At 44.9% G+C, this 18802-nt stretch carries 13 protein-coding genes and 1 tRNA gene; 8 read left to right on the top strand and 6 right to left on the bottom strand.

Annotated elements, in window-relative coordinates:
- Positions 1-180 precede the first annotated feature (180 nt).
- A complete protein-coding gene (gene typA / locus NLG07_RS00340) occupies positions 181-2016 on the bottom strand; it encodes a translational GTPase TypA (protein WP_254855714.1) in 1836 nt (611 codons plus the stop codon).
- A 437-nt stretch (positions 2017-2453) separates the two neighbouring features.
- Here typA and glnA point away from each other — a divergent pair, with 437 nt between their 5' ends.
- The 5 genes from glnA (at position 2454) to rraB (ending at position 7878) form a co-directional block, all read left to right on the top strand.
- A complete protein-coding gene (glnA, locus tag NLG07_RS00345) occupies positions 2454-3863 on the top strand; it encodes a glutamate--ammonia ligase (protein WP_254855715.1) in 1410 nt (469 codons plus the stop codon).
- A 269-nt stretch (positions 3864-4132) separates the two neighbouring features.
- Positions 4133-5209, top strand: coding sequence for a nitrogen regulation protein NR(II) (gene glnL / locus NLG07_RS00350; protein ID WP_254855716.1), 1077 nt, complete (start codon positions 4133-4135; stop codon positions 5207-5209).
- Positions 5206-6636 carry a nitrogen regulation protein NR(I) gene (gene glnG / locus NLG07_RS00355; RefSeq protein WP_303049213.1) on the top strand — a complete coding sequence of 477 codons (1431 nt, stop codon included), beginning with the start codon at positions 5206-5208 and terminating at the stop codon, positions 6634-6636. Before glnL ends, glnG begins: the two co-directional genes overlap by 4 nt.
- 103 nt (positions 6637-6739) lie before the next feature.
- Positions 6740-7489, top strand: coding sequence for a 1-acyl-sn-glycerol-3-phosphate acyltransferase (locus tag NLG07_RS00360; protein WP_254855717.1), 750 nt, complete (start codon positions 6740-6742; stop codon positions 7487-7489).
- Between the two features lie 26 nt (positions 7490-7515).
- Complete coding sequence (gene rraB / locus NLG07_RS00365; RefSeq protein ID WP_254855718.1) at positions 7516-7878, top strand: ribonuclease E inhibitor RraB; 363 nt, start codon at positions 7516-7518, stop codon at positions 7876-7878.
- A gap of 57 nt (positions 7879-7935) precedes the next feature.
- On the opposite strand, the gene NLG07_RS00370 is transcribed toward rraB, so the two are convergent.
- From NLG07_RS00370 to pepA, 3 genes are read right to left on the bottom strand one after another with little or no spacing between them, the layout of a single operon-like run.
- Positions 7936-10707, bottom strand: coding sequence for a valine--tRNA ligase (locus NLG07_RS00370; RefSeq protein WP_254855719.1), 2772 nt, complete (start codon positions 10705-10707; stop codon positions 7936-7938).
- A gap of 46 nt (positions 10708-10753) precedes the next feature.
- The gene (locus tag NLG07_RS00375) at positions 10754-11197 is read right to left on the bottom strand and encodes a DNA polymerase III subunit chi (RefSeq protein ID WP_254855720.1); all 444 of its coding nucleotides are present in this window, start codon (positions 11195-11197) and stop codon (positions 10754-10756) included.
- 12 nt (positions 11198-11209) lie between these two features.
- Positions 11210-12715: a leucyl aminopeptidase gene (gene pepA, locus NLG07_RS00380; protein WP_254855721.1), complete on the bottom strand. Its 1506-nt coding sequence runs from the start codon at positions 12713-12715 to the stop codon at positions 11210-11212.
- Positions 12716-12810: 95 nt separating this feature from the next.
- Between pepA and lptF the strand changes: the two genes are divergently transcribed.
- Both lptF and lptG read left to right on the top strand, forming a co-directional pair.
- Complete coding sequence (lptF, locus tag NLG07_RS00385) at positions 12811-13911, top strand: LPS export ABC transporter permease LptF (RefSeq protein ID WP_254855722.1); 1101 nt, start codon at positions 12811-12813, stop codon at positions 13909-13911.
- A 2-nt stretch (positions 13912-13913) separates the two neighbouring features.
- The gene (gene lptG, locus NLG07_RS00390; RefSeq protein ID WP_254855723.1) at positions 13914-14978 is read left to right on the top strand and encodes an LPS export ABC transporter permease LptG; all 1065 of its coding nucleotides are present in this window, start codon (positions 13914-13916) and stop codon (positions 14976-14978) included.
- 6 nt (positions 14979-14984) lie between these two features.
- On the opposite strand, the gene NLG07_RS00395 is transcribed toward lptG, so the two are convergent.
- On the bottom strand, positions 14985-15500 hold the full coding sequence (locus NLG07_RS00395; RefSeq protein WP_254855724.1) for an RDD family protein: 516 nt from the start codon (positions 15498-15500) through the stop codon (positions 14985-14987).
- Between the two features lie 106 nt (positions 15501-15606).
- On the opposite strand from NLG07_RS00395, the gene NLG07_RS00400 reads away from it, so the two are divergent.
- A tRNA-Leu gene (locus tag NLG07_RS00400) sits at positions 15607-15693 on the top strand.
- Positions 15694-16040: 347 nt separating this feature from the next.
- On the opposite strand, the gene NLG07_RS00405 is transcribed toward NLG07_RS00400, so the two are convergent.
- The gene (locus NLG07_RS00405) at positions 16041-18593 is read right to left on the bottom strand and encodes a TonB-dependent siderophore receptor (RefSeq protein WP_254855725.1); all 2553 of its coding nucleotides are present in this window, start codon (positions 18591-18593) and stop codon (positions 16041-16043) included.
- Positions 18594-18802: the final 209 nt, after the last annotated feature.

The following is an 18802-nucleotide window of genomic DNA, read 5'->3' on the forward strand; positions in this document are numbered from 1 at the left end:
TGCCATTAACCACATGATATTCATCCAGGAATGCAGTTTAGTGTACCTAGTGAAGGCATTAGTTTGTAGGGTGGACATATTGCCGTATTTGCTTCGAGCCAAGATAAAGCAGCTTGGCTAGCTTAATTAACAAAAAGCCACTTCATTTGAAGTGGCTTTTGTTGATAATCAATTGACTGATTAATCCTTGCTACGAGAAGCACGTTTACGATCGCTCTCAGTAAGCAACTTCTTGCGAATACGAATGCTTTCTGGCGTCACTTCTACTAATTCATCGTTATCAATGAACTCAAGCGCTTGCTCAAGTGTCATCTTAACCGGCGGTACAAGCGTTTGCGCTTCGTCTGTGCCCGAGGCACGAACGTTCGTCAATTGCTTACCTTTCAGTGCGTTGACTGTAAGGTCATTGTCACGGCTGTGAATACCGATGATCATGCCTTCATAGACTTCAACACCATGGCCGATAAACAAGCGACCGCGCTCTTGTAAGTTAAACAATGCATTGGTCAATGCTTTACCTGCAGCATTGGCAATCAATACACCGTTCTTACGTTGGCCGATTTCACCACCTTTGTGTGGGCCGTAGTGGTCAAACGTGTGGTACAACAAACCAGAACCTGAAGTAAGAGTCATAAATTCAGTTTGGAAACCAATCAAACCGCGCGAAGGTACAATAAAGTCCATACGAATACGGCCTTTTCCATCTGGCGCCATATCGCGAAGCTCCGCTTTGCGAATACCTAGTTGCTCCATGATAGAACCTTGATGCTCTTCTTCACAGTCAACCGTTAACGTTTCAAACGGCTCTTGTAGCTCACCGTCAACTTCGCGCAAGATAACTTCCGGACGTGATACCGCAAGTTCATAGCCTTCACGACGCATGTTCTCAATCAAAATACCCAAGTGAAGTTCACCACGACCTGATACGCGGAATTTGTCTGGGTCACCAGTTTCTTCAACACGCAATGCTACGTTGTGAACCAGTTCAGTCTCCAAACGTTCTAGGATATTACGAGACGTAACATATTTACCTTCTTTACCCGCAAATGGAGAGGTGTTGACTTGGAACGTCATCGTCACCGTAGGCTCATCAACAGATAATGGAGGAAGTGCTTCAACCGCATTTACATCACAAACAGTGTCAGAGATTTTTAACTCACCTAACCCCGTAATGGCAATGATATCGCCTGCAGAAGCATTTGGCACTTCATGGCGTTCAAGGCCCAAATAACCCTGAATAATACCCACTTTAGCATTACGTGTTTTGCCATCTGCACCGATAATAGTGACTTGTTGATTTGGCTTAACTGAACCACGCTTAATACGACCAACCCCAATTACACCTAAGTAGGAGTTATAGTCAAGCTGTGAGATTTGCATTTGGAAGGCGCCTTCAGGGTCCGCTGCTGGCGGTGCGACTTTTTCAATAATGGCATCAAACAATGCCGTCATGTCTTCACCTTGCTCGTCTGCATCCATAGATGCCCAACCGTTAAGTGCAGAGGCGTATACCACATCAAAATCAAGTTGTTCGTCAGTCGCGCCAAGATTGTCAAATAAGTCAAATACCTGATCCATAACCCAATCAGGACGAGCGCCAGGCTTGTCAATTTTATTAATAACAACAATCGGCTTCAAACCTTGTGCAAACGCTTTCTGAGTAACAAAACGCGTTTGCGGCATTGGGCCTTCTTGTGCATCGACTAACAACAATACCGAGTCAGCCATCGACATAACACGTTCTACTTCGCCACCGAAATCAGCGTGCCCAGGAGTGTCGACGATGTTAATCCGATAATCGTTGTAATTAATTGCGGTGTTCTTGGCAAGGATGGTGATGCCACGCTCTTTTTCGATGTCATTGGAGTCCATGACGCGTTCTTCAGAATCGCCGCGACTTTCTAATGTGCCGGATTGCTGTAATAACTTGTCGACAAGGGTCGTTTTGCCGTGGTCAACGTGAGCAATAATTGCGATATTGCGTAACTTATCTAATGCGGTCTGAGGTGCAGACATGGTTTAACTCTCTATCTATGAAGGGTGAAAATGGGCCTGTCCCAATTTCGTGTGCGCGGATTGTACAGGGATTCACACAAATAAGCGAATAAATCCCGGCTAAATGTTTGTTAATGTTTTATGAATTTCTGGTAAATCTTCGACATGGGTCGTATAGTAATCATTGGATTTTTTGTCTACATTACGGAACTAAGCAACAACTCAACCGCTCTTGCACCAATCTGATACATTTTGCACCAAAATTGTGCAATCAAAGGTAAAACTCATCATATTTTTCGCAAGTGACCTCATGTAAGCCTTTAAAACCAAAGGCTTGCTACTTGGTATAATTATTGCTTAGATTGCGCTACATGACAAACCGCTTACTGCAAGTCCTGTCGTAGGGTGCGATCACCCAAGAATTTGTGTTTATTTTTGAAAGACTATTGGAGAAAAGAATGTCAATTGAGAAGGCGTTAGAACTGATCAAGGAAAGCGAAGCAAAATTTGTTGATCTTCGTTTTACAGACACTAAAGGTAAAGAACAGCACGTTTCTATTCCTACCCACCAAATCGACGAAGATTTCTTTGAAGAAGGCAAGATGTTCGATGGTTCATCGATTGCTGGTTGGAAAGGTATTAACGAATCAGACATGATTCTTATGCCAGACCCTGAAACCGTTGTGGTAGACCCATTTGCAGAAGAAACTCAAGTTAACATTCGCTGTGACATTCTTGAGCCAACCACGATGCAAGGCTATGACCGCGACCCACGTTCAGTAGCAAAACGCGCTGAAGAATACCTCAAGTCTACTGGTATTGGTGACACAGTATTATTTGGTCCAGAGCCAGAGTTCTTCTTGTTCAATGACGTAACGTTCCACACTGATATGGCCGGTTCCTTCTACGCAATCGATGATCCAGAAGCCAAGTGGAACTCAGGTGCTGAGTTTGAAGGCGGTAACAAAGGTCACCGTCCAGGCGTTAAAGGCGGTTACTTCCCAGTACCACCAGTCGATTCAGCACACGATATTCGTGCAGCAATGTGCTTAGTAATGGAAGAAATGGGCCTAACGGTTGAAGCGCATCACCACGAAGTGGCAACAGCTGGCCAAAACGAAATCGCTTGCTTATTTAACACTATGGTTAAGAAAGCGGACGAAATCCAAATCTACAAGTACGTTGTTCATAACGTTGCTGACGCATACGGCAAAACAGCAACCTTCATGCCGAAGCCATTAGTAGGCGATAACGGTTCTGGTATGCACTGTCACCAATCCATCAGCAAAGATGGCAAAAACATCTTCGCCGGTGATGCATATGCAGGCCTTTCTGAAGATGCTTTATTTTACATCGGCGGTATCATCAAGCACGCTAAAGCAATCAACGCATTTGCTAATGCATCGACTAACTCTTACAAGCGTTTGGTTCCTGGTTTTGAAGCACCTGTTATGTTGGCATACTCTGCACGTAACCGCTCTGCATCAATCCGTATCCCGTTCGTAACGTCTGACCGCGCACGTCGTATTGAAGTTCGCTTCCCTGACCCAACGGCTAACCCATACTTAGCATTTACGGCTATGTTGATGGCTGGCCTTGACGGAATCAAGAACAAGATTCACCCTGGCGATGCAGCGGATAAAGACTTATATGACTTACCAGCAGAAGAAGCAGCAGCGATTCCTACCGTTGCATCTTCACTAGAAGAAGCTCTTGCTGCACTTGATGCAGACCGTGAGTTCTTAACTGCCGGTGGCGTTATGTCTGACGATATGATTGATGCATACATCTCATTAAAGTCTGAAGAAGTTGAAAAACTTAACATGACAACTCACCCAGTTGAGTTCGACATGTACTACAGCGTGTAATTTCATACAAATTTACGTATTGTATTTGATACAAAGGCTTGCATTGGCAAGCCTTTTTTATGCTCACCAAATGCCTTTTTCAGCTCCAATTGAATAAAGTCGGAGAAAATGATGCGCTTTATAGAAGCACTAGATAATTCTGGCAAGGTTATTGCTGTGTCAGATCAGGTTATTTTTTATAAGCATCAAGCACGGATCCGATAAGACCTTTAGGGGAAAACAAGGAAAAACCGCTCGCATGGTGCACTAATTTGGTGCATAGTACCCAAATGAACTTTCAATATCATGCTCAACTATTCGATCATATGATTTCGGCGGTCTTGGTTATTAGCCGAGAGATGCAAGTGCTTTATGCTAATCAGGCCGCCTTAACTTTGCTCAATACCGGCTTAAACCAGTTGTATCGCTTTCATATTGACGAAATCATTGCTTTTAGCACTGTCAATCGAGACAAAATAAAAGGCGCCTTTAACACCCATGAAGGGTTTTCAGAGCCAGATATTGAAATCTGCTTGCACGATGAAAGAGTGCTGCGCTTTGATATCGCGGTAACTTACATAGAACTCGATGACGCCCCATGCTTAATGATAGAGGCTAAACACATTGACCAGCAAATGCGCATCAATCAAGAAAACTTACAACTTGCCCAACAACATGCGGCCAGACAACTGATCCGTGGCTTAGCGCATGAAATCAAAAACCCATTGGGCGGAATCCGTGGAGCAGCACAATTACTAGGCTTGAGTATTGAAGATAAAGAACACATCGAATTTACCGAGATGATTATCACGCAAAGTGATCGTTTGCGAAATCTAGTCGATAACCTTTTAGGCCCTAACTCTTTGCCCAAACAAGCATGGCAGAATCTACACCAGCCTATTGAAGCCGTTTATCAACTAGTCAAAAACGACAACCCCTACAATATCAACTTAGTCCGCGACTACGACCCGAGTATTCCTGATTTGTATATAGATACCGATATGCTGCAGCAGGCCATTTTGAATATCGTGCGCAATGCTATGCAAGCATTACAAGAGTCAGAATCCAAATTACCCAAAATTCGCATCAAGACTCGGGTCGCTCGAAATGAAATGATCCACGGGCGTAAAGAGCCCTTATCAGCGGTTATTTTTATTTATGATAATGGTCCAGGCGTTCCAATAGACATTAAAGACACCATTTTTTACCCTATGGTCACATCCAAATCAGATGGGACTGGCTTAGGTTTATCTATCGCACAAACCTTAGTTGAACATCACAATGGCAAAATCGAATTAGAAAGTCGCAAAGGGCGCACGAAATTCTCGATTTATTTACCGATTACCAAACACGGAGTAACATCATGAACTATGAACCAGTATGGATATTAGACGACGATAGTTCGATTCGCTGGGTTCTGCAAAAAGCACTAATGACGGCTGATATCGAATGCTGTAGCTTTGCTCAACCCCATGATTTATTGTTACAACTCGAATCTGCTCCCGCGCCACAAGTGATTATTTCTGATATCAAAATGCCAGGTATGGACGGTATCACCTTGCTCGACGAAATACACAGCATATACCCCGAATTGCCAGTGATTATTATGACGGCACACTCTGACCTAGATAGTGCAGTGAATGCTTACCAACACGGTGCATATGAGTATTTACCCAAGCCATTTGATATTACAGAAGCGGTTGCGCTTACCGAACGCGCGCTATCTCATGCCAAAGAACAAAGCAAAAAAGCCGAACCTGACGCCCCTAAGATTGAAACGGACATCATTGGCGCGGCTCCGGCGATGCAAGAAGTTTTTCGCGCAATTGGACGATTAGCCCGCTCCTCTATTAGTGTGTTGATAAATGGAGAATCCGGCACTGGTAAAGAGTTAGTAGCTAATGCACTACACAAACACTCTCCTAGAGCCAACGCCCCATTTATTGCCTTAAATATGGCCGCTATCCCAGCTGACTTGATTGAATCAGAGCTATTTGGTCATGAAAAAGGTGCCTTTACCGGCGCACAAAATGCCCGACAAGGTCGCTTTGAACAAGCCAACGGTGGCACTTTGTTTTTGGATGAAATCGGTGATATGCCGCTAGATATTCAAACTCGGTTATTGCGCGTGCTCTCCGATGGACAATTTTATCGGGTTGGCGGATTACAACCTGTCTCAGTCGATGTACGAATAGTCGCTGCTACACATCAAAATCTCGAACAACTCGTTGCTGAAAACCGCTTCCGTGAAGATTTGTATCATCGCTTGAATGTCATCAAAATTCAGATCCCATCACTGCATGAAAGACGAGAAGATATTCCACTGTTAGCCAAACATTTTTTGCAAAATGCTGCGCGTGAATTAGAAGTCGAATGCAAACAACTCATGGCAGAAACAGCTGACAAACTCAAAGAACTTCCATGGCCAGGTAATGTGCGACAACTTGAGAACGTCTGTCGTTATTTAACTGTAATGGCTTCGTCAAACGAAATCTATATCAATGATTTACCGCAAGAGCTACTGTCGAGCAAGCCTTCGCCACAACTACCAACAGCCGTACTCAATGACGCTCCAGTAGGTTCTGATTGGGAAACGCTCTTGGCGTATTGGGCAGATGAACAACTCAGCTCTGGTAAAAGTGAAATCTTAAATGACGCCACCCTTATCTTCGAACGCATCATGTTAGAAAGAGCCTTAGCTCACACCAAAGGCCACAAACAAGAAGCAGCAAAACGCCTTGGCTGGGGGCGTAATACCCTGACACGCAAATTAAAAGAATTATCAATGGATTAAACATTAATCATTATTTTTATTTTGTGTGGCGTTGCCTCCTTTATCGGAAAATCTAGAAAAAACCTTTATAAAATTGCTATAATCGACGCCCTTAGCAAGAAATATGAGCATATCTGTGTTAGCTATTATCCGTGCCCTAGTGTTGTTGTTTTACTTTATTGGGCTCAACATCCTATTAGTATTTATTTTCCTCGCCCGTCCGTTTCATCGCAACAATGTCTCCATTGGAGGCAAGTGGTATGCTTCAATGGCATGGATTTTTAATGTCAAAGTCGAGTTGGAGGGACAAGAACACATTGACCCTGAACAAAACTATATCTGCATCGCCAATCATCAATCGACGTTTGATTTGATGACTACTGCCAAATGTGCATTTGATGGCATTACGACCATAGGCAAAAAACAGCTGAAATTCATCCCCATCTTCGGGTTCATTTATTGGCTCAGTGGCAATATCATGATTGACCGCAAACACTCCGGGCGAGCACAAGATACCCTCAAAGAAACCGCCCGTCAGGTTAATGATGGCAAACGTTCTGTACTTTTCTTCCCTGAAGGGACGCGCAGTTATGGACGCGGATTGTTGCCGTTTAAGACCGGGGCTATGCGTATCGCGCAAGCCACTGGGATACCTGTCATGATGATTGTTACTAGTAGCACACATGGCAAGATCCGTTGGAATCGCTGGAATAATGGCGTGGTTAAAGTGCGCTATTACGCCCCTGAAAACATGGATGATTCCAAAGATATCAAAGGCTGGACGCAGTATTTTTACAACTTGATGCATAGCCGTTTGGTTGAGCTTGACCTTGAGACACAAGCACTAAACAAAGCACTTGGCGTCAAACCTTAAGTGACAGATACAGGACACCGAACTTTATGTCAGAGACGAATTTAGCTGAAATTAAAGAATGGGAAGCATTTACACTAGAGTGCGTCGAGGCATTATTAGCCGATGGCAGCGACCCAAACGCCACCTATGTCATTGAACATCACTTTGCTGGCGATGACTTTGATGCCTTAGAAAAAGTCGCAGTCGACCTGTTTAAAGCAGGCTTTGAAGTCACGGATGCTGAAGAGATGGAAACCGAAGACGGCGAAGAAATCTTGTGTTTCGATGCCATAGTTGAACGACCATTAACCGTTGAGGCGATCACCGCAGATTTTGAAAAGTTGTTTACGATTGCTGATAAGCAAGACATTGTCTATGACGGCTGGGGTACAGAGTTTATTGAGCCTTGATTTATAATTAAAAAAGGCCATCACATAAGTGACAGCCTTCTTCGAGATTAAACGACCTTAAAGCGCCTCAATCGTCGCCTTTTGCTCTTCTAATTTAGAGAGCTGCATTTGCATATCAGCGAGCTTTTCACGCTCTTTGGCAATGACTGACTCTGGGGCTTTCGCCACAAAGCCTTGATTGTTAAGCTTGCCTTCGGTACGGGCCATATCTTTTGATAATTTATCCACCGCTTTGGCAATACGCGCTAACTCCGCTTCTTTATCAATCAAGCCCGCCATTGGGATCATGACTTCCATCTCACCCACTAAGGCTGTGGCAGATGCTGGGCCTTTATCGCCGGCTTCAAGTACTGTCACAGAGCCCAAACGCGCTAACCTAGTCAATACAGCTTGGGTAGCTGCTAAGCGACGTGCATCCTCTGCACTGACATTTTTCAGCAATACATCCAATGGCTTGCTCGGTGCAATATCCATCTCACCACGAATATTACGCACGCCGACAATCACTTGCTTGAGCCATTCGATGTCACCAGAGGCCTGAGCATTTGTTTTGGCTTCATCAAACTGAACAAACGGCTGCACCATAATACTGGTATCAGTCGCATCAATCGCCGTTAATGGTGCCACTCGCTGCCAAATCGTATCAGTAATAAATGGCATGATTGGGTGCGCTAGACGCAACAATTGCTCGAGCGTATTGATCAGTGTATGGCGCGTGCCGCGTTTTTGCGCGTCAGTGGTTTCATCAGACTGCAATACCGGCTTAGATAATTCTAAGTACCAATCACAGAACTGATTCCACGTAAATTCATAAATCGCCTGCGCCGCTAAATCGAAGCGATACTCGCCCATTGCTTTGGTCACATCCGCGACCGTGTGCTGGAAGCGATCGATGATCCACTCATCGGCTAATGAAAGTGATAACTCGCCCCCATCCTTACCTGTGTCAAATTCTTCAGTGTTCATCAACACAAAGCGAGACGCATTCCAAATCTTGTTACAGAAATTGCGATAACCCTCTACGCGCCCCATATCAAAGTTGATATCGCGTGAGGTCGACGCCATCGCGGCAAAGGTAAAACGCAGTGCGTCTGTACCATAGGCATTAATGCCTTCAGGGAATTGCTTACGAGTGTTCTTTTCAATCTTGGCAGCTAACTTTGGCTGCATCATGCCGCCTGTGCGTTTGGTCACTAATGGCTCAAGTTCAATACCATCGATCAAATCAATAGGGTCAAGAACATTCCCTTTCGATTTTGACATCTTATCACCGTTTTCATCGCGGATCAGACCAGTAATGTAAATCTCTTTAAAGGGGATCTTGCCTGTGAACTTTTTGGTCATCATGATCATACGGGCAACCCAGAAGAAAATGATGTCAAAGCCAGTCACCAATACCGATGACGGCACAAACTTGTCTAATTCAGGCGTTTTATCTGGCCAACCCATGGTCGCAAAGGGCCACAATGCTGATGAGAACCAGGTATCCAATACATCTTCATCTTGTCTCAGGGCCGTTGGCACTGGAATATTGTGCTTTTCACGGACTTCAGCTTCTGAACGGCCCACATAGACATTACCCGCATCGTCATACCATGCAGGAATGCGGTGTCCCCACCATAGCTGGCGGCTGATACACCAGTCTTGAATATTGTGCATCCACTGATAGTAAGTCTTTGACCAGTTTTCTGGAACAAACTTAATTTCACCAGTTTCCACCGCTTCAATCGCAGGCTTGGCTAATGACTCTACGGCGACATACCATTGATCGGTTAAGTAAGGTTCGATGACTGCACCGGTGCGATCACCGCGCGGCACTTTAAGCGTATGGTCTTCGACTTTGACCAACACGCCTTGCGCATCTAAATCCGCCACGATTTGCTTACGCGCATCAAAACGGTCTAGACCGCGATAGGCTTCAGGCGCATTGTCATTGATTTTGGCATCGTCGGTTAGGATATTGATCATCGGCAAGTCGTGACGCTTACCCATGTCGTAGTCATTAAAATCGTGCGCTGGGGTGATTTTGACACAGCCGGTACCAAACTCCGCATCGACATAGTCATCTGCAATGACCGGGATAAGACGGCCAGTGAGTGGTAATTTAATTTCTTTACCAATCAGTGACTGATAGCGCTCATCTTCTGGATGCACAGCAACGGCAGTATCCCCTAGCATGGTTTCTGGACGCGTGGTTGCAACCACTAATTCGCCTGAGCCATCCGCAAGTGGATAGCGCAAGTGCCACATGAAGCCGGCTTCTTCTTCGTTTAGCACTTCAAGATCAGATACTGCGGTATGCAGCACTGGGTCCCAGTTCACAAGGCGCTTACCCCGATAAATCAAGCCTTCTTCATGCAGTTGTACAAAGACTTCTTGTACCGCATTGGATAAATCATCATCCATAGTAAACGCTTCGCGCGTCCAATCGGGGGAGGTACCCAAACGGCGCATCTGCTGGGTAATAGTCCCACCAGATTCAGCTTTCCACTCCCAGATTTTGCTGACAAAGTCTTCACGACCTAAGTCATGACGGGTTAATCCTTTGGCATTGAGCTGGCGCTCAACGACCATTTGCGTTGCGATACCCGCATGGTCAGTACCACACTGCCATAATGTGTCGTTGCCTTTCATGCGATTATAACGAATTAATGCATCCATGATGGTGTGCTGAAAAGCGTGTCCCATATGCAGTGAGCCAGTTACGTTTGGCGGTGGTAACAAAATACAGTACGGTTCGCCTGTACCGGATGCTTTGAAGTAACCTTTTTCTTCCCACGCTTGATAACAAGCTTGCTCAATTGAATGCGGATTAAATGTTTTATCCATGCTGTCTCTCAAAAAATTTGGTACATTGTTTTGCTTGATGTCGACACTATTGGACGATATCACTGGCCTTGGCAAATTGCATCTCACAACCGGCTAATTTGCACTGCTTATAGCGCTCACGTGCTGCGGGTTTAAGAGCTTCATCAACAGGCACAAAATCATAAATGGTTTGATACCGATTGGGTTGCGGTATCTCTTGGGCGGATAAGTTTACCACAATACTGCGTAGGGCGGACTGTTTTGGCCAAGTAATTTCGACCAATGCGCCTCCTTTAGGGCCTTCTCCAGCAAGATTATGAGCAATGAATCGCTCAGCAGGCAGTTGCCACAACAATTCATCAAACGTCTCGGCTTGGGCTTTATCCGCGCAAAGGACTGAAAGGCGTTGATTATTACTGTAACATTGGGCTACAAGATAACACGCAAACGCCTGCAAATCAGAGGCAGGCGTTGCGGTATCTTCTAATTGATAAAAAATCGCTTGGGTCATATTACTCTGCTATTACTCTTCTGTGCTGATACCAGCGCGATTGAGTAAGAACTGAGTAAGCATGCTCACCGGACGACCTGTTGCTCCTTTGTTTTTACCACTGTTCCACGCTGTACCCGCAATGTCTAAGTGAGCCCAGTTGTACTTTTTAGTGAAGCGCGACAAAAACGCACCAGCAGTAATCGTCCCTGCTGCACGCCCACCAAGGTTTGTCATATCGGCAAATGGCGAATCCAATAATGGCTGATATTCGTCCCACAACGGCAAACGCCATGCTCGGTCAGAGGCTTGCTCAGATGCATTCAATAATTCATGTGCTAATGGGTTATGCGTTGACATCAAGCCCGTTGCATGATGCCCTAAGGCAATAATACACGCACCGGTTAAGGTCGCAATATCCACCACACATTCTGGCTCGTAGCGCTCGACATAAGTCAGGGCGTCACATAACACCAAACGACCCTCTGCATCCGTATTGAGTACTTCAACGGTTTGTCCCGACATAGTGGTCAAAATATCGCCTGGACGATATGCTTTGCCATCAGGCATGTTTTCACAGCCTGCCATGACTCCTATGACATTGAGCGGCAAGTTTAGTTCGGCAACAGCGCGCATTACACCTAACACTGTCGCGGCACCGCCCATATCGTATTTCATTTCATCCATGCCAGCACCAGGCTTAATCGAAATACCGCCTGAGTCAAAAGTAAGTCCTTTACCGACTAACACGATTGGCGCTTCGTCTTCGTCGCCACCGCGATGTTCAATAATACTCATCATGGATTCGTTTTCAGAGCCACGTCCCACGGCGAGATAACTGTTCATCTTCAGCTCGGCCATTTGCGCTTCATCAACCACGCTGACACTCAAATGATTAAATTCTTTTTGTAAAAGTTGAGCTTGCTCCCATAAGTATGCAGGATTACAAATATTAGGTGGCATGTTCGCAACATCACGAGTGGACTTTATGCCAGAAGCAATGGCTACACCGTGCTCAATAGCACGCTCCCCTGCAGAGAGTTCTTTGCGGGTCGGTACGTTAAACGTGAGCTTGCGCAACGGGCGACGCGGCTCCCCTTTTTTGGTTTTTAATTGTAAAAACGTATATAAATTATGCTGTGTCGCTTCGACTGCATGGCGTACTTTCCAATAAATATCACGACCTTTTACGTGAAGTTCTGGAAGAAAGCACACCGCTTCCATAGAGCCCGTTTCATTTAGTGTTTTAATCGTTTTGGCGATGATATCTTTATATTGGCGTTCGTCTAACTCACGTTCTTTACCGCACCCCACTAATAACACACGCTCACTGAGCACGTTTGGGACATGGTGTAATAACAACATCTGGCCTGCTTTGCCTTCCAGATCTCCGCGACGCAGAAGACCGCTGATATATCCTTCGCTGATTTCGTCAAGTTGTTCGGCGACGGCTGAAAGTCGACGTGGTTCGTAAACGCCGACAACGATACAAGCGCTTCTTTGTTTCTCAGGACTACCACTTTTAACACTAAATTCCATGCACAATTCCTAATAAAAACTTGATTAAAACTCTAGTTTACTTAAAAATTCAACTTTCGCCATAGAAATTCGCACTTTTGTTGAGTCCATTCACCATGATTATTTTTCGCTACCTGTTGAAAGAAACGCTCAAATCACAAGTAGCGATATTCTTGATCTTAATGGCTATTTTCATCACTTTGCGCTTTGTTCGTGTGTTGGGAGATGCCACCGATGGTGAAATCCCTGCGAATCTGGTGATTGGCTTTTTATCTCTGTATTCTCCAGTGTTGGCCTCGTTAATTTTGCCGATCAGTTTTTTCTTGGGGATTATGATAGCGCATGGTCGCCTATATGTTGATTCAGAGATGACCGTCTTACGAGCGTGTGGGGTATCGGAGTGGTATGTGACACGCGTAACCTTGTTCCTCTCTTTATTACTTGGTTTGGTGACAGCAAGCGTGACCATGGTTGCTGCACCACTAGCCGTAGAACAGGAATATCAGTTGCGTGAGCAAGCCGGTGCCAAATCAGGCATCGCAGCAATTATCCCTGGGCGCTTTCAACAAACCGGCTCATCAGATGTCGTGATATTTGTGCATGATGTAGATACTTCTGAGAACCAATTGCGCAAAATATTTTTATCGAGCGTAAACACTCAAACAGATGAAACCATACAACTGGTATATGCCGAATCAGGCGATATTGAAGTCCTATCCGACGGAACACAACTCCTCACGCTTTATAATGGCCAGCAAACTATTGGTGAACTTGGCACAAAAGCCTATCAGTCAATTGCGTTTGATACTTATCGAATCCAAGTTGGAGAGCGCCAACCGGATCAAGTTCGACGCAAAATTGCCGCCGCCCCCACCGTTACATTACTCGGCAACTCGGAACCGGCTGCTGTCGCTGAATGGCAATGGCGATTAGCGATCCCTCTTTCATTACCTTTTTTGACGTTGCTTGCGGTGCCATTGAGCTCGGTCAACCCTAGACAAGGTCGGTTTGGTAAATTGCTCCCGGGCATATTACTGTACTTGGGATATTTTTTATTGCTGATGTCGGCCCGACGCGCTTTGGAGGACGGTAAATTACCCGAGCAAGTCGGCCTGTGGTGGGTACATGGGATTATACTCTTGATTGGTTTTGTGTTGATTTCACGACAACGCAGTACCGGCGTAAAGGTGCGTAAAATCATTAAAGGAGCCAAATAATCATGTTTTCGATCATTGATATCTACATCGCTCGCACTTTACTTGGCACTGTATTTGTGACATTGACGACGCTTATCGGACTGAGTTCATTAATTAAATTTGTTGAGCAGTTGCGCAAAGTTGGCGAAGGCGATTATGACTTGGTCGTGGCGGGAGTTTTTGTCTTGTATAGTATTCCTCGTGACTTAGAGCAATTTTTTCCTATGGCAACTCTCATTGGTGGCTTAATCGGTATGGGCGTACTGGCCAGTAATTCTGAACTCGTTGTGATGCAAGCCGCAGGCATGAGTAAATGGAAAATCATTCAATCGGCAATGAAATGTGCCGTTGTGATGGTGCTGGTTATTCTCTTAATTGGAGAGTTCTTAACGCCTGCAAGTGAAACAAAAGCAAAACAAATCCGCAATGAAGCGCTGTCAAAAGGACAGATATTCACCGGGAATAAAGCGGCTTGGACGAAGGATGGCGCCGATTTTGTCCAAATTGGTAGTGTATTTAATCAAAGCGCTTTAGGCGATGTGACCTTGTACAAGTTTGATGAATCGCTTTCTTTACAACAGATCATTCGTGCTCAACGTGCTGACTTTGTTGAAGATTCTTGGGCCTTGCAAGATGTTCAAATTACGTATTTTAACGCCAATTCAGTGAGCACTAATCAAGTCTCGTTACTCGAATGGAAAGCCGGCCTCACGCCGGATAAATTAAGTGTTGCGACAGTCAAACCTGAAGCACTATCAATTCGAGGACTAGCGGGATACGTTGAGTATTTGGAAAATAACCAACAAGATGCCAAACGCTATGAATTAGCCATGTGGCGCAAAATCATTCAACCAATTTCGGTATGTGTGATGCTACTGATGGCATTCTCGTTTATTTTTGGACCGTTGCGCTCGAGCTCTATGGGATCACGCATTATTCTTGGCACTTTGACAGGATTTGGCTTTTTTATCGCGAATGAGGTGTTTGGCCCATTTGCTTTGGTATACAGTATTCCAGCTTTTTGGGGTGCATTATTACCTTCGATGTTATTTACCGGGATAGCTTTAATACTGTTGCGCAGGCAGTAAACCCGTTTATCGCCAATTCTTATGGTCGTTGGCCGATTTAGTTAATACCAGCATTTCGGTTTGCGATGCGCGATCTTGCAATGCAAGCTTCTGCTTGCGGTCAAACAAGCATAATAAAGTTCCTAAGCCCAGGAGTGACGTGAATAATCGCACCCATAAACGTAATAGGGTAACGGGTTCCTCACTCGTGCTATACAAACGCAAACGCCAAGCACGCATGCCAATCGTTTGACCGCCTTTTACCCAAAACCACATAAAAAAACCTATCACCCAGCTGACCGTCCAAATAGTAAAAAACACCTTATAGGTAACCGAAGATGTTGATAATTCGGTCAGTTCGGTAAATTCTTGACCATACCAGCCAAGCTTGAATCCAAGTAAGGCTAGTAGGGTAAAAACGATGGCCGCAATCATGAATACCGCCGTCGCTACTAAGCTGTCATACACCATGGCGGCTAGCCGGCGCAAGAAACCAGCGCGTGGGAAATCATCGATATTTAAAGGTGAATCACTGTTGCTCATAATGTTGGTATTGGATTTTTTTTTGCTAGTTTACAACAAAATACTTGCGTGTGCAGATTCGATCGCTATAATTCACGCACCAATTCGGTAAATCCATATTTTCAGTGCCAGAGTGGCGGAATTGGTAGACGCAGCGGATTCAAAATCCGCCGCCCGTGAGGGTGTGCCGGTTCAAGTCCGGCCTCTGGTACCACTACACTATTTCATTACGATCCCTTTGCTTTGCCTGCTGGCATTAACTACACCTTGTTTGCCTAAACGGGGCAACTGTATTTAAACGAGTTACAATTATACTACTACAAAGCACGTATATATCATCCAAAGTGAGGGGCTTTCTGCAAACTGACCCTGTGGGTTATTAAGATCAGATGAATCATTATGCCTATGTGCATAATGATCCGATTAATGCTACAGACCCATCAGGTAAAGTTACTAAACTATTAAAAACTGCTTGTGTAATCCCTCATCGGCAATATAAAAATGAATACTCAATACAAAAAAAGCGCCAATTCGGCGCTTTTTTATTAAGTACATTGATTCTTAGAATGAGTACACTACGCGACCGTAGTAGTAACCACCATTGATACCAATTGGTGAAGTAGTTGGATAAGCAGAACCTACAACACCCGCCCATGGGTTGTTGTCTGGGCGCTCATCAAACGCATTCTTCATACCAACAGAAACACGAAGGTTATCGGTGTAGTTATAGCCGACTTCGATGTCCACTGTCGTCTCTGCACCTACTTCAATTGGAAGTGCGCCACCTGCATCCAAGTGGTCTTCAAAGATTGAATCGAAGTAGTTTACACGTGCAAGAACGTTTACATCACCCACAGTGTGATTTGCCGTTAAGCTCGCACGGAATGCAGGTAGATTTTCTTCAAACATACGAATACGTGTTGCATCAAACAAGCCTTGTGCGCCTGCTTTAACACTTGATACTTCGGTGTCTGTCCAGTTTGCAGCCAATGCAAACGCCGTTTCACCTTCACCCATATCCATTGTGTAGTTTGCGACCAAATCCACACCTGATGTCTCAGTTGAGAACGCGTTGGTGAAGAACTTAATTGACGACAAGCTGCTTGCGTCTAAGTTACCAGCAGCCGCAAGAGCAGAGCGATCATCATCAGTCAATGCAATCGTAGAAGAGATAGCCAAACGGTCATCCACTTCGATGTCAAAGTAATCTAATGTCACAAATAAACCATTGTCGAATTCAGCTACCAAGCCCACTGACATTGAAGTTGATTCCTCAGGAGACAATGGTTGTGCACCTTTGCGAATAGAAACCGCATCAGTTGGTGGTAACGTTGCTTCGTCTTGTAAGCCATTTGGACCAAACGCTGTAGAAACGTTACGAACACTTGATTGACCAATCGTCGGCGCTTTAAAGCCTGTAGCAAACGCACCACGGATAGCGAAGTTATCGTCGATTTGGTAACGCGCTGATACCTTACCTTTTACCGTTGCACCGAAGTCTGTGAAGTCTTCATAACGCAATGCTGCACCAATAGTTAGCACATCATCTACATTTAGCTCTGAATCTGCATAAAGCGCAAACGAGTTACGGCTAGCTTTGCCTTGATAACGAGCTGACAAACCTGGGAAACCATTTGAACCGATACCAAAACCTTGAGCTGCTAAAGGACCTACTTCATAAGAAGCCGGGTCACCTGCAATCGAATCAAACGCTTCATAACGGTATTCAACACCAGCAGCCGCAAAAAATGCGTCAGTGATGTACTTGTTAAAGTCTGCGTTAAATGCCACTTCTGTTTGCGTGTAAGTACCTGGCTTGAAAGACATCGGTGTGTTTGGACCAAGCGATGGGTTGATGGTGTTTGAAATCAAATATTCAATTTCATTTTCACCAAACGACACACTCACATCGTAGTTTGTTTCGCTTTCTAATTCACCACGTGTGCCCATTACTAATGAGGTATCCGTTACAACACCACCGAACTTAGGCGTAAAACCACCTGGTAATAATTCATTAAACGCAAAACAATCTGGGTTGTTTGCAACTTCATTGATATAACGAGGGTTTGTTAATACGTTGTCGCCAACTGCAATTGTTGGACAGTTACCTGTTCCATCAGCGGTTAAATCAGCAATTAGAAGTAACTGTTCACCGTCTTCTGTTGTACCACCATCGTTTACACCACCACGGTTATGTGGATTACGGAAATAGAAACCACCTTCTACTTCACGCTGTGAAACGCCACCAAATAGGTAAGCTTCAGAATCTGCATCCAATTCCAAGCCTGCGTTCATGAAGACTTTGAAATCTTTTTTGATTTCAGGAGTACCCCAAACTTGCGCAGCAGGTTGTGCGACAAAGCTATTGCCAGCATCGATAAGTCCCTGAGCGTCATCACGTTGAACTGAGCGTGACGTTGGTTCAGCTGTACGTGATTCAAAAGATAAGTTGATGAAACCATTTTCTGATAGGTTGGCACCAAAGTTACCAGCCACCAACAAAGTTTGGCCGTCACCTTCTGTGAATTCACCCGCATTCACTTCAAGCATGCCACCGTCTGCGTCATCTTTTAGTGCAAAGTTGATGACGCCTGCAATGGCGTCAGAACCATACTGTGCGGCAGCACCATCGCGTAATACTTCGATTTGTTTCATTGCAATCGCAGGAATAGCAGAAATATCTGGACCGTGGGCACCATCAGAAATTTGGCCACCTAAAAACGTAATGACTGCTGAACGATGACGACGCTTACCATTGACCAATACAAGTGTATGATCCGGCGCTAAACCACGTAGGTTGGTCGGACGAACTAACGTTGAAGCGTCATTGATTGGTTGGTCATTCACATTTAAAGATGGTACCACAGTTTGTAGCATGGAAATCATGTCTGTGCTGCCTTGCGCACGAAGCTCTTCGGCACCAATGATATCAACTGGTACGGGTGATTCACCTACAGAGCGAGGCGCTGCACGAGTACCAACAACTGCGATTTTTTCGACCGATTTGACATCGGCATCTTGAGCAACTGCTGGCATCGCAACAGTTGCACCTGCCGCAACAGAAGCAACTAGCGCTGCACGAACGGCGTGTGATAAGTGATTTAATTTTTTCATAGAATTGTCTTTAAGCAAAGCCATGCTGTGCTCATTTCCCCTTGTGTAGTTTTTGTTGTGTGGATGCACTCTTAAATTGAAAGGTATAAAAGTACATCAACTCGAAGCATAAGCCAAAATGCATAAAAAATCGACTAAAAATTCGTTTCGCGGCCTGTTTTTAAAAGGTATTTAAACGAAATTCGTCAACGCGTGTCTTCCACGTCACG

It is taken from the genome of Alteromonas sp. LMIT006 (assembly GCF_024300645.1).
In the GTDB taxonomy this organism is placed as follows: domain Bacteria; phylum Pseudomonadota; class Gammaproteobacteria; order Enterobacterales; family Alteromonadaceae; genus Opacimonas; species Opacimonas immobilis.

What these genes read in the sequence shown, in the direction of transcription:
- glnG (WP_303049213.1), top strand. Translation starts at nt 5,206, where the DNA reads ATGAACTATGAACCAGTATGGATATTAGACGACGATAGTTCGATTCGC.
- glnL (WP_254855716.1), top strand. Translation starts at nt 4,133, where the DNA reads ATGAACTTTCAATATCATGCTCAACTATTCGATCATATGATTTCGGCG.
- pepA (WP_254855721.1), bottom strand. Translation starts at nt 12,715, where the DNA reads ATGGAATTTAGTGTTAAAAGTGGTAGTCCTGAGAAACAAAGAAGCGCT.
- lptF (WP_254855722.1), top strand. Translation starts at nt 12,811, where the DNA reads ATGATTATTTTTCGCTACCTGTTGAAAGAAACGCTCAAATCACAAGTA.
- NLG07_RS00395 (WP_254855724.1), bottom strand. Translation starts at nt 15,500, where the DNA reads ATGAGCAACAGTGATTCACCTTTAAATATCGATGATTTCCCACGCGCT.
- typA (WP_254855714.1), bottom strand. Translation starts at nt 2,016, where the DNA reads ATGTCTGCACCTCAGACCGCATTAGATAAGTTACGCAATATCGCAATT.
- lptG (WP_254855723.1), top strand. Translation starts at nt 13,914, where the DNA reads ATGTTTTCGATCATTGATATCTACATCGCTCGCACTTTACTTGGCACT.
- NLG07_RS00360 (WP_254855717.1), top strand. Translation starts at nt 6,740, where the DNA reads ATGAGCATATCTGTGTTAGCTATTATCCGTGCCCTAGTGTTGTTGTTT.
- NLG07_RS00370 (WP_254855719.1), bottom strand. Translation starts at nt 10,707, where the DNA reads ATGGATAAAACATTTAATCCGCATTCAATTGAGCAAGCTTGTTATCAA.
- NLG07_RS00375 (WP_254855720.1), bottom strand. Translation starts at nt 11,197, where the DNA reads ATGACCCAAGCGATTTTTTATCAATTAGAAGATACCGCAACGCCTGCC.
- NLG07_RS00405 (WP_254855725.1), bottom strand. Translation starts at nt 18,593, where the DNA reads ATGAAAAAATTAAATCACTTATCACACGCCGTTCGTGCAGCGCTAGTT.
- rraB (WP_254855718.1), top strand. Translation starts at nt 7,516, where the DNA reads ATGTCAGAGACGAATTTAGCTGAAATTAAAGAATGGGAAGCATTTACA.
- glnA (WP_254855715.1), top strand. Translation starts at nt 2,454, where the DNA reads ATGTCAATTGAGAAGGCGTTAGAACTGATCAAGGAAAGCGAAGCAAAA.